The organism is Homoserinimonas sp. A447 (assembly GCF_054489325.1).
The window spans coordinates 1,104,675-1,116,594 of sequence record NZ_JBTMWW010000001.1; the positions used below are offsets into that span (position 1 = coordinate 1,104,675).

General features: G+C 66.0%; 11 protein-coding genes. All 11 read right to left on the bottom strand.

From position 1 onward, the window contains the following. Positions 1-8 precede the first annotated feature (8 nt). Entirely contained in the window at positions 9-1,100 is a 1,092-nt protein-coding gene (locus tag ACX3O0_RS05365) for a UDP-N-acetylglucosamine--N-acetylmuramyl-(pentapeptide) pyrophosphoryl-undecaprenol N-acetylglucosamine transferase (RefSeq protein WP_459107031.1), read from the bottom strand. Continuing rightward, positions 1,097-2,341 (bottom strand): putative lipid II flippase FtsW, encoded by a 1,245-nt coding sequence (ftsW, locus tag ACX3O0_RS05370; RefSeq protein ID WP_459092271.1) that lies wholly within the window; start codon positions 2,339-2,341, stop codon positions 1,097-1,099. The genes ACX3O0_RS05365 and ftsW overlap by 4 nt, the downstream gene beginning before the upstream one ends. Further along, positions 2,298-3,818, bottom strand: coding sequence for a UDP-N-acetylmuramoyl-L-alanine--D-glutamate ligase (gene murD / locus ACX3O0_RS05375; protein WP_459107032.1), 1,521 nt, complete (start codon positions 3,816-3,818; stop codon positions 2,298-2,300). The genes ftsW and murD overlap by 44 nt, the downstream gene beginning before the upstream one ends. After that, positions 3,815-4,915 (bottom strand): phospho-N-acetylmuramoyl-pentapeptide-transferase, encoded by a 1,101-nt coding sequence (gene mraY, locus ACX3O0_RS05380; RefSeq protein WP_459107033.1) that lies wholly within the window; start codon positions 4,913-4,915, stop codon positions 3,815-3,817. Before mraY ends, murD begins: the two co-directional genes overlap by 4 nt. After that, complete coding sequence (locus ACX3O0_RS05385; RefSeq protein ID WP_459107034.1) at positions 4,912-5,790, bottom strand: glutamate ligase domain-containing protein; 879 nt, start codon at positions 5,788-5,790, stop codon at positions 4,912-4,914. Before ACX3O0_RS05385 ends, mraY begins: the two co-directional genes overlap by 4 nt. Next, positions 5,791-7,329 carry a Mur ligase family protein gene (locus ACX3O0_RS05390; RefSeq protein WP_459107035.1) on the bottom strand — a complete coding sequence of 513 codons (1,539 nt, stop codon included), beginning with the start codon at positions 7,327-7,329 and terminating at the stop codon, positions 5,791-5,793. Positions 7,330-7,368: 39 nt separating this feature from the next. Further along, complete coding sequence (locus ACX3O0_RS05395; RefSeq protein WP_459107036.1) at positions 7,369-9,126, bottom strand: peptidoglycan D,D-transpeptidase FtsI family protein; 1,758 nt, start codon at positions 9,124-9,126, stop codon at positions 7,369-7,371. A 46-nt stretch (positions 9,127-9,172) separates the two neighbouring features. After that, positions 9,173-9,787: a hypothetical protein gene (locus tag ACX3O0_RS05400; RefSeq protein ID WP_459107037.1), complete on the bottom strand. Its 615-nt coding sequence runs from the start codon at positions 9,785-9,787 to the stop codon at positions 9,173-9,175. Then, positions 9,784-10,737 (bottom strand): 16S rRNA (cytosine(1402)-N(4))-methyltransferase RsmH, encoded by a 954-nt coding sequence (rsmH, locus tag ACX3O0_RS05405; RefSeq protein WP_459107038.1) that lies wholly within the window; start codon positions 10,735-10,737, stop codon positions 9,784-9,786. The genes ACX3O0_RS05400 and rsmH overlap by 4 nt, the downstream gene beginning before the upstream one ends. A 105-nt stretch (positions 10,738-10,842) precedes the next feature. Then, entirely contained in the window at positions 10,843-11,274 is a 432-nt protein-coding gene (gene mraZ / locus ACX3O0_RS05410; protein ID WP_459092414.1) for a division/cell wall cluster transcriptional repressor MraZ, read from the bottom strand. Positions 11,275-11,509: 235 nt separating this feature from the next. Next, a complete protein-coding gene (locus tag ACX3O0_RS05415; protein WP_459092255.1) occupies positions 11,510-11,899 on the bottom strand; it encodes a DUF3040 domain-containing protein in 390 nt (129 codons plus the stop codon). Positions 11,900-11,920: the final 21 nt, after the last annotated feature.

Here is an 11,920-nt window from a genome sequence, read left to right on the forward strand (position 1 = left end):
TCACTAATTTACTGGGTAGAAGTGCCGCTGGATGCGAGGGCTTCCCGCACCAGGCCGAGCAGGCGATCGCTACCATCGCGCACTCCGTGCGCTGCTGTACGCGCGGCCATGGCGGCGATCGCTGCGCGGTCCTGCAGCAGCGGAACCAGCGTGCGCGACACCCACTCCGGCGTGAATGCGGCGTTGTCGACGATGATCGCTCCCCCGGCGTCGGCTACCGCGCGCGCGTTCAGCCGTTGTTCTCCGTTGCCGATGGCCAGCGGAACGTATGCCGCCGGGATGCCCAGCGCGGTCAACTCACTGACGGTTGCCGCTCCGGCACGCGCGACCCCGAAATCAGCCACCGCCAGGGCGAGGTCCATCCGGTCGCAATAGCGCAGCAGGCGGTACCCGGACAGCTCGGATGGCGGCAATGGGGAGCGCTCCCCGGTCACGTGGAGGATCTGCCACTGCGCGCCCAGGATGTTGGCCGCGGCGGCGTGGACGGTTTCGTTCACCCTGGCAGCTCCGAGGGAACCGCCGGTCACCAGCAGGGTGAGCCGTGACGGGTCGAGCCCGAAGAACGAGAATGCCTCCGCCCGGCTCACGTGGCGGTCCAGCTCCTCGATTTCCCGACGCAACGGCATCCCGACCACTCGAGCGCCTCGCAGGCGGGTTCCCGGGAAGGTGACCCCGACATGGCGAGTGAACAGGCTGCCGAGACGGTTGGCCAGGCCCGGTCTCGCGTTCGCCTCGTGGATGACGATGGGCACACCCGCGCGGCGGGCCGCCAGGTAGGCCGGAGCAGAGACGTAGCCGCCGAAACCGATCACCACGTCGATCTGGTTCGCCTCGATCAGGCCCTGGATCTCGGCGATGAGAGCACGGAACCGTCCGGGAAAACGAAACGCAGCGCCGTTCGGCCGACGCGGGAACGGCAACCGGGCGACGGTGAGCAGCTCGTGGCCCCTGGCCGGCACCAACCGCGCCTCCAGTCCTTCGGCCGTTCCCAGTGCAAGAACGGTGGCATCCGGTTCAGCCTGGCGAAGCCGGTCGGCGATGGCCAGCAGCGGGTTCACGTGGCCGGCGGTGCCCCCGCCGGCAAGGAGGTAGTTGGTCATCGAACCATCCTCCCGGGTGCCAGGCCGGCCCGCTCCGCCGATCGTTCGTTCGGCGACCGCCTGGCGAAGGAGAGCGCGACCCCGATGGCCACCATGCTGGAGATCAGCGCTGTGCCGCCGGCCGAGATCAGCGGGAGCGGCACTCCGAGCACCGGCAGGACGCCCAGCACCACGGCGATGTTGACGAAGGCCTGGCCGATGATCCACACCATCACGGCACTGACCGTGATCTTGGCGAACGGGTCGGGGTTGCTGCGGATGATCCGCACGAATGCGATGGCGGTGACCGTGAACAGCACGAGAACCAGAGCGGCACCGACTAGTCCGAGCTCTTCGCCGATGATCGCAAAAATGAAGTCGTTGTCCGCCTCCGGAAGCCAGTTCCACTTCGCCTTCGAGTTGCCGAGCCCGTCACCGAAGACGCCACCGGATGCCAGCGCCCACCACCCGTGGATGGTCTGCCAGCAATCGGTCAGCAGGTCGGCAGACGATGAACAGCCGTCCTGCCAGACCTGGATGCGGTTCTGGCGCGACAGTGTCGCGAACGCCATGATCGCGCCTCCCAGCGCCATTCCCGCGACCACGACCGCCAAGTGACGGAGCCTGACCCCGGCGAAGAACAGGGCGCCGAGCACGATCATCGTCACGATGATCGCCGTTCCGAGGTCCCGGCCGAGGAGGACGAAACCGATCGCAGCGCCGGCGATCGGACCCACCGAGAGTGCGAGGTCCTTCCAGTTGTGCAGGCTGTCCTGCTTGCGTGCCAGCACGCTCCCCAGCCAGATCACCAGGGCCAGCTTCACCACTTCGGACGGCTGCATGGTGAAGTCACCGAGTCTGATCCAGTTCCGGTTGCCGTTCACTGAGTAACCGAGATTCGTGGCGACCGTGAGAAATTGGAGTCCGATGCCGACGGTTACGGCCAGCAACGCCCACTTCTTCCAGAAGATCGCCGGCATCCTGGAGGCCAGCAGCATCAATGGCAGGCCGAGCGCAGCGAAGAGTGCCTGGCGCTCGAATCCGCGGAAGAAGTTGTCGGACTCGGTGTACGAGGTCACCGCGGATGATGAAAGCACCATCACCAGGCCGAAGACCACGAGGAACAGGGTGGTGCCGAGGAGCAGGAAATAGTTTCCGGTCTCAGAGGCGAACAGCCGTTTGACGGCGACCACCGCACCGGCGGGCTGCCGACCGGGATCAGGGGCGTGCGGCGGGAGGCGGCGGGGCCTGCTCGTCGTCATCTGCCTCAGCTCCCAAGAATTCCTGCACCGCCACCGCGAACCGCGTTCCACGGTCCGCGTAATCGCGGAATTGGTCCATCGACGCGGCGGCCGGAGCCAGCAATACGACGTCCCCGGCCATCGCGACACCGGCCGACAGCCGGACGGCCGACGGCATCACCTCTTCAGTGTCAAGTGTGTCGACCTCGAACACCGGGATCGCGGGCGCGTGTCGCGCGAAAGCCTCCCGAAGCTCCTGGCGCCCTGCGCCGATAATGACGACTGCGCGCAGCCGGGCTGCCTGGCGTGATACCAGGTCGTCCACCGAAACGCCTTTCAGCAGCCCGCCGACGATCCACACCACCGATTCGAACGAGGCCAGTGCAGCAATCGCTGCGTGCGGGTTGGTGGCCTTGGAGTCGTTGACCCAGCGGATGCCGCGGCCCTCACCAACCGTCTCGGTGCGATGGTGGTCGAGGTGGAAGTCAAGCAGGGCGGAGCGAATGGCGGCGACTGATGCTCCGAAGGAGCGGGCGAGTGCTGCGGCGGCCAGGACGTTGGCCACCATGTGCGGGGTGCTGAGCCCGACGCTGTCGAGTTCGTGGACAGTGGCCAGCTCCAGTGCGGTGCTGTGGCGATCATCGAGGAATGCACGGTCGCACAGGATCCCCTCGACCACCCCGAAGTCGCTCGGTCCCGGAATTCCGAGGCCGAAGCCGATCGCGCGGCATCCCTCGACGACGTCGGCGTTCTCCACCATCGCGAGCGTGGCGTCATCCGCCCGGTTGAAGATCGCGGCGACCTGGGTCGCCTGGTACACCTTCGCCTTGGCCTGCGCGTAAGCCTCGGCAGAACCATGCCAGTCGACGTGGTCGGCAGCGACGTTCAGGCACACGCTCGAGTACGCGGAGAGGCTTTCCAGGTAGTGCAGCTGGAAGCTGGACAGTTCGACGACCAGGACATCCCAGCCCACCGGGTCGCGGATGGCGTCGAGCACCGGAACGCCGACGTTGCCGCAGGCAATGGCGCGCGTGCCGTCGGCGATCAGCATCGCGGTCGCCAGCTGCACGGTCGTGGTCTTGCCGTTGGTGCCGGTCACCACGAGCCAGGGCGCCGGTTCGGCCACTTTGTCACGGAGTCGCCAGGCCAGCTCGACGTCTCCCCAGACCGCCACCTGGTTCTGGTTCGCCCAGGCGATCAGCGGATGCCCGGGGGGAAAGCCGGGCGACGTCACGACGAGGTCCGGCCCGAAGGCTGCCATGTCATCCGTTGCACCCGACGCCAAGTCCCTGGTCACCAGGCGAGCACCGATCACCGAGAGCAGCCCCGCCCGCTGCGGGTCGCTCTGCGAAGCGAGCACGAGCACCTCGGCTCCAAGCTCCACCAGCGTGTCTGCGACGGAAAAGCCGGTGACACCGAGCCCGAGCACGGCGACTTTGAGGCCGCGCCAATCGGCGTGCCAGCTGGTCAGTCCTGCTAGCCGTTCCGAACTTCTCACCGCGCGATCCACTCGAGGTAGAAGAGCCCAACCCCAGCTGAGACGAACAGGCCGGAGATGACCCAGAAGCGGACGACGATCGTGACCTCGGCCCACCCCTTCATCTCGAAGTGGTGGTGCAGCGGGCTGGCGCGCCAGATGCGCTTGCCCTTGGTGAGCTTGAAGTAGGTGCGCTGGAGGATGACCGACAGGGTGACGATCACGAACAGGCCGCCGATGAAGACGAGGAGCAACTCGGTGCGGGAGAGGATGGCCAGCGCTGCCAGGGCCCCACCGAGGCCGAACGCACCCGTGTCGCCCATCATGATCTGGGCAGGCGAGGTGTTCCACCACAGGAAGCCGATCAGCGCGCCGACGATCGCGCTGGCGATGACGGCCAGTTCGAGCGGACTCGACACCTCGTAGCACTTGTTGACATCGATCGGAATCGGTCTCAGCGAGAAGCACGACTGTGCGTTCTGCCAGAACCCGATGATCACGTAGGAGCCGATGGCGAAGATGGATGCTCCGGCAGCCAGGCCGTCCAGTCCATCGGTGAGGTTCACTGCGTTGGAAACGCCGGTGGTGATGATGACGATCCAGACGATGACGGCTGCCACCCCGACAATCGGCCCGAAGATCACCAGGAAGTCCAGCCAGGGGATGTCGCGAACCAGCGAAACTGCGTACGAGACCGGCGCCTGGCCGTTGATGTCGCGGACGTTGATGCCGATCACCGCGAAGACGATCCCGACGATCACCGTGCCGACGATCTTCCCCAGCGGGTGCAACCCGAGGCTGTTCTGCCGGTGCACTTTCATGTAGTCGTCGATGAAGCCGACCATTCCGAGGCCGACCATCATCAGGATGACCAGGAGGGCGGATGCTGTCGGGGTTTCCTGGCCGAGGAGCTTGGCGAGGAAGTAACCGGCGATCGCCGCCAGGATGAAGACGACACCGCCCATTGACGGCGTACCGCGCTTGACCACGTGGGTGGTCGGGGTGTCAGCGCGGAAGAACTGGCCCAGGTTCATCCGGCGGAACAGCCGGGCGAACAGCGGAGTGAGCAGCATTGAGAGGATCAGCGAGAAGCCGCCGGCGGCGAGGAGAACGATCATGGGGTCACCCCAGTCAAGCGCTGCGCGAAACGGTCGAGCGCTGCGCCCTTCACGAGGACGACGTCCTGCTTGCGCAACTCATCACGCAGCAAATCGTATGCCTGACCGGCCGTGTCCACGAGCACCGACTCTCCGTCCCATGACCCTTCGAGCCCGGCCGCATTGTGGATGTGGCGTGCTCCCTGCCCGACAACGATGAGCTTCTTGACGTTCAACCGGACGATGAGACGACCGATCCGGTCGTGTGCCTCCCGTGCGTCCTCCCCCTCGAGCGTGAGTTCGCCGAGCACCGCGATGGAGCGCCGCCCAGCAGAAACCTGGGCCAGGGCCTTGAGCGCTGCGGCTGCAGACTGCGGACTGGAACTGACAGAGTCGTCGATGACGATGACCTGGTCCGCGGCTGACAGCTTCTCCATTCGCCCGCTCCCGAGTGTGCCGAGCCCTTCGAGCGCCGGGATGGCACGATCGAGAGGGATGCCGAGCACCGTCGCAACGGCGAGGGCCGCCAGCGCGTTCATCACGTGATGCTCGCCCAGCGCCTTCAATTGCACCCGATACCGGCGTCCGTCGCCTGCCAGCGTGAACGAGGTGCCGTCGATGGTGGCATCAAGGTCGCTCGCCTGCAGCGCGGCGTTCCCGCCGAGCCCGAAGGTCACAGCGGATGCCGGCAACTCGGTTGCCGGGACAGAGTCGGCGTTGGCGACGACATGGCCGCCCGCGCCCAACTCAGCCACGGCGGAACGGCCGGCGTCGTCCCTCGACAACAGCACCACGACATCCGCTGGGGTTCCGCCGCCCGCCGTTTCGGTGATGGCGTCGACCATCAATCGCGTTGTCGTCTTGCCTTCCGCGCCGTAGACCCGCACTGCCGCCACCTAGGCCCACCCTGCCTCGCGGAGGGCCTCCCTGGCCTCCGCCCGCGCCGAGTACGGCGTGCGAATGCCGCGGATGTCGCGGTAGTCCTGGTGGCCGGGTCCTGCCCAGAGGATGGAGTCGCCTTCGGCCGCGAGGGAGACCGCCACGCGGATCGCCTGCTCCGGCGGGCTGACCTCGTGCAGCTCTGCCTGGTGATCGGCCAGCCCCGCACCTTCGACCAGGGTCGCCCGGATGGATGCCGGGTCTTCGAACCGCGGATGGTGGTCGGTCACGACCAGGATGTCAGAGCCCTCCGACGCGACCCTGGCCATCTCGTGGCGCTTGCTCGGGTCCCGATCGCCATCGGCGCCGAAGACCATGATGACTCGCCCGCTGGTCACCCGCCGCACTGCGGCCAGCGTGTTCAGGAAGGCGTCAGGGCTGTGCCCGAAATCGACGTAGACGGTTGGACCCCGCTCACCTGAGACGCGTTCGGTGCGCCCGGGCAGGTACGCCTGGACTCCGTCGCCGATGGCGTGACCGATGGCTTCGAGCTCGAAACCGGCCTCAACCAGCATGACGATCGCCAGCGCGGCGTTGGCTGCCATGTGCCGCCCGATGATCGGGATCCGGGTTGCCAGCGAGCGGTTCTCGGGACCGGTCAGGCTGAACGCGGTGTACTCGGCCTGCTCGTCGAGGATCTCGACCTGCCACTCCGCGTCGGTCCCGGGAACGGATGCGACGGTCGTCACCGGGATGCGCGAAGCGTGCACCACTTTCTCACCCCACGGCGAGTCCAGGCACACGACTCCTCGCCTGGCTCGCTCGGGGTCGAAGAACAGCACCTTGGACGCGAAGTACTCGTCCATGTCCGCGTAGTCGTCGAGGTGGTCGTGGCTGAGGTTGGTGAACGAGACGACATCGAAGGAGAGACCGTCGACGCGGTTGCGGCTGAGCGCCTGTGCACTCACTTCGAGCACGGCTGCCCGGACTTCGCTCTCACGCATGCGGGCGAGCAGCGCGTGGATTTCGCTGGCTTCCGGCGTGGTCAGCCGGCTGACCACGGTCAGGTCGCCGATGTGCCTCTCGGCCGTTGTGCTCAGCCCGGTCACCAGGCCGAGTTGTTTCAGGATGCCTTCGAGCAGGTACGCGGTCGATGTCTTGCCGTTGGTCCCGGTGATTCCCAGCATCAGCGGCGGATGCTCGTTGGTCTGGTAGACCCAGGCCGAGATGTCGCCGAGCGCCGCACGAGGTGAATCGACGATGACGATCGGGAGGCCGGCGGCGGCGGCGAGTTCGGCGCCCTCCTGGTCGGTGAGGAGGGCTACCGCCCCACTCTCCTTCGCGGCCTGGGCGAAGCCGGCCCCGTGGCTGGCAGCGCCTGGCATCCCCACGAACAGGTCGCCTGGCTGAACCTCGCCCGAGCGGAGGGTCACCCCGGTGACCTCTACGGCGTCGAGACTGCCGATACTGTGCAGACCGAACTCACTGACCAGGCCGGCAAGGGATCGGGCTAACGGATGCTCCGGACGCAGGACCGGGGGAATCCGATCGGACACTGAATCCCACTTTCTTTGACTTCACCGGGACGACCCGGGTTACCAGGTCGTCTGCGATTGGGGAGCCGGCGTTGTGGACGGCTCGACACGGTACGTCTTCAGCACCTGGGCCATGATCTTCTGGAATGACGCAGCCGCTGCCGTCGACGTCTTCATAATATCGGGCTTGACGATGCTCACGATCACGGCGTATTCAGGATTTTCGGCCGGCGCGAGCCCGGCAAGCGAGACGATGCGCTCGCTGGTGTACCCGTTCGGCCCGGCCACCTCACCGGTTCCCGTCTTGGCTGCGACGCGGTATCCCGGGATGGACAGCGCCGTGGAGAGGCTGCCGCCGCTCACCACGGTCTCCATCATCTGGACGACCTGGTCGGCCGCAGACTCGGACACCACTCGTACCGGCTCTCCCGTGGTGGGGGTGGTCACCGTTCCGTCCGGCATCGTGCACTTCTCGACCAGCCGCAACGGAAGCCTCACGCCGTCATTGCCGAGCGTCTGGTAGGCGCCGGCCATCTGGGCGAGGCTGGCGGCGATTCCCTGACCGTAGGTGATGTCGTACTTCTGCTGGGTGTTCCAGCTGTCGGACAGGATGCCCGGGGTCTCGTACTGGAACTCGACGGCGGACTTCGCCCCGAACCCGAACTTCTTGAGGTAGGCGTACCGGGTTCCATTGTCGAGCCGGGAACCGAACATCGAGATTCCGACGTTGGACGACTGCTGGATGACTCCGGTAAGGGTCCAGTTGACGTCACCGTGGCCGAACGCATCGCGAACGGTTGCACCGTCGGGCGACTTCCACAGCGATGGGACGGTGATCTTCGAGTCCGGTGCCGCTACCCCCTGGTCGATGACCATCGCCGCCGTGAAGGGTTTGAAGGTGGAGCCCTGTTCGTAGGCGCCCGAGAACGACAGCGCACCGAGCGAATTCGGATGCTCGGAGACCGTGGCATTGCGGTTGTTGGGGTCGACCGCCGGCCAATCGGCCATCGCCATGATGTGGCCGTCCTTCACCCTCACGACGACGGCCGAAGCGGATTCCGCGCCCAGTTCGATGGCGCGCTCAGCCACCCGCTGTTGCACGAACCACTGCAGGTCGCTGTCGATGGTCAGGGTGACGGTGCCGCCGGGTTTCGCCTCTTTGGTGGTCACCGTGCTGCCGGGTAGCCGAACACCGTCGAGACCACGCTCGTAGGTCGACACACCGTCGGTACTGCCGAGGCAGTCGTTCTGGGTGGTCTCAACACCGTATTGGGGTCCTTCGGCGCCGATGAACCCGACCAGGTTGCCGGCCACAGCGCCGTTGGGATAGGTGCGGGCGGGGTTCTGCACCATATGGACCCAGGGTATCCCCAGAGCCCAGACCGCATCCAGCTGGTCCTTGTCCAGCCCGCTGGCCAGCAGTGCATAGTTGGACTCCGGATCCTCAGTGAGCGCCAGGAAGATCTCGGTCGCATCCACCCCGGTGATCTCGGCGAGCTCCCCGGCGGCGTCGAGCAGGCTGACACTCTGGGTGCCGTCCTCCGTCTTGCGGTCGAAGGCGCCGGCAACCTTGGGCGCCGCTGTGACGTCGTAGCGCATGACGCTCTCCGCGAGGACGACACCGTCCTTGTCGGTGATGGTTCCACGGGAGCCGTAGGTCTTCGTTGCGACGGCACGCTTGTCGTGGGAGGCCGCGTTGAGTTCGGATGCGCGAACCACCTGGAAGTCGACCAGGCGCACGACGAAAACGCCGACGACGGCGATGATCAGGAGGATCGCAATCGACAGTCGACGGCTGGTCGAACGTGGATTCCTCACTCCACCCCCTCTTGCTCTATTCCGGGCTCTTGGTGCATTCCTGGCCCTACCTGGTGGTCGGACCGGGGATTCCGGTGGCTGTCGACGCTACAGAATCGCCCGGAGTCGTGCCGGTAGGCGCGCCCACGACTCCCCCAGTGGCCGTCGTCTCGGCTGGCGTCATCGTGCCGGGCACGTCGGCCAGCAATGCATTGGGGATGAGCAGGCTGCCGTTGCCGCCGACGACGCTGCCGGCCCCCGCCTGGGCGGCAGTCGGAGAACCCATCACGGCTCCGGTGGCGAGATCCAGGTACACCGCACTGTTGTTACTGACCAGCCCGAGCGATTCGGCGCGTGCAGCGAGGTTCTGCGGCGACTCCAGCACGTTCAGCTGTTCCGTGACCGACTGCTGCGCCCGAGACAGTTCCTTCTGCTCAGCCTGCAGGTCCGAGATCTGGTACGCGCCGTCAGCCAGCGCGATGCTCAGCAGCATCTGGGAGGCGAGAACGCCGAACAGTCCGGCAATGATGATGAGCGAGAACGCGAGCCGCGGACGAGCCCGGCGCTGGCTCCGCGTGGTGACGATCTCGATGTGCCGCGTGTCCGCAGCCGGCTTCCGCCATGGCATCCGCTCCGGAAGCGACATAGCTGCTGAAGAGCGCACAGCGGCTGATGCGCTCATGCTGCCCTCCTGATGCGCTCAGCGGCACGCAACCGCACCGGGATCGAGCGAGGGTTGGTCTCTTGCTCGTTTGCCGGGGCAAGCTCTGCGCCGCGAACCAGGAGCTTCAATTCCGGCGCGTGCTCCGGAAGTTCCACCGGAAGGCCGGCCGGAGAACTCGATGAGGAGCCGGAGGCGAATGCGCGCTTGACCAGGCGGTCCTCCAGCGACTGGTAGGCCAGTACGACGATGCGGCCGCCGACCGCCAGACTGTCGATGGCTGCCGGGATGGCGCGCTCCAGGGCGGCGAGCTCCTGGTTGACCTCGATCCGGAGAGCCTGGAACACCCGCTTGGCGGGGTGCCCCTTGCGCTGGATGGCAACCGGTGTTGCGGCCGAGATCACGTCGACCAGATCGCCTGACCTGGTGAACGGCTTCATCGACCGCCGTTCCACGATCTTCTGGGCGTACCGGGGAGCCAATCGCTCTTCGCCATAATCGCGGAAGATGCGCCGCAGGTCGGCTTCGCTGTACTCAGCGATGACCTGCTCGGCGGTCACCGGCGATGAGGCGTCCATCCGCATGTCGAGCGGGGCGTCCTTCGAGTACGAGAACCCGCGCTCCACCCGGTCGAGCTGCAGGGATGAGACGCCGAGATCGAACAGCACTCCGGCGACTTCGGTGATTCCGAGTTCGGCCAGGGCGTGGACGAACTCGTCGTACACCGTGTGCACGAGGTGCACCCGCTCACCGAAGACCGCCAGCCGCTCCCCCGCGATCGCCAATGCATCCTGGTCGCGATCGAAACCGACCAGTGTCAGGTCAGGGAAACGCTCGAGGAATGCCGCCGCGTGCCCGGCCATGCCGAGAGTCGCGTCAACGAGCACGGCACCGGGACGTGCCACGGACGGGCTGAGCAACTCGACCGTGCGTTCGAGCATGACCGGAATGTGGATTTGCTTGTCGTTCATGGTTTCGCCGGGGAAAGCTCCTGAACCCTGATCCCCATCCGGTCCGACCTGCCACCGGGGAAGTGCGGCAGGGCGTGTGAACGGCTGGGAGTCAGGATCAAGGTGCTAGAAGAGTCCCGGGATCACCTCCTCCGTGGTGTCGGAGAAGTTGCTTTCCTGTTCGGCGTAGTACTGCTCCCACGCCTCGGTGTCCCAGATCTCTGCCCGGTTGCCGACGCCGATGACGGTGAGCTCGCGGTCAAGGCCGGCGTACGAGCGCAACTGGGCGGGGATGGTGACACGGTTCTGGCTGTCGGGAACCTCGGAGTTGGCACCGGACAGGAACAGGCGCAGGTAGTCCCGCGCCTGCTTGCTGGTGACCGGTGCCTGGCGGATCTTGTCGTGCAGTTCCTCGAACTCACGCGTGCTGAACACGTAGAGGCACCGCTCCTGGCCGCGGGCGATGACGACTCCGCCCTCGAGCTCGCTACGGAACTTCGCCGGCAGGATGACGCGGCCCTTGTCGTCGAGCTTGGGTGCATAGGTGCCCAGAAACATCGGCACTCACCCCCTTACTCACCGGCCTGTGTTCAGGTGTTCTCCACTTTACTCCACTTCCCACCACAAAACAACGAAATTGGTCGTTATTTGTGAATCGGCGCGCCGAATAGGCCTGTGTTTACTAGGAAGTTACTAGTGGAGGGAAATGGAGTGCTGCAGGGCACACCCGGGAGAAAATCGGGCAACAAAAAAAGGCCGACCTTGCGGTCGACCCGATTTGTTACTTCACCTGCTATTCGTCGTGGCCATCCTGACGGCGGTCCCAGCGCTCGTTCATCCGGTCCATGAACCCGCCGCCGGCGCGGGTCTTGCCTGATGACGAAGGTCGCGAATCACCGAGCCCCTCGAGGGATTCGGGTGCACGAGACCGCGGCGACAACGCGAGCAGGGCGCCACCGAGGATGACGATGAACCCCAGCATGCCGACGAGCGGCTGCTTGATCATGATCCCGGTGACGATGGCTATGATGCCCACCAGGGCGATGAGCGCACCCAAGGCGATCCGGCGGTAATTCGGACGCCCGCCGCGGGGGCTGACCGTCGCCACGAAGTCGGCATCATTGTTATAGAGGCTACGCTCCATCTCTTCCAGGAGACGTTGCTCGTGCTCAGACAACGGCATGAGGACTCCCTTCGGTGCGCG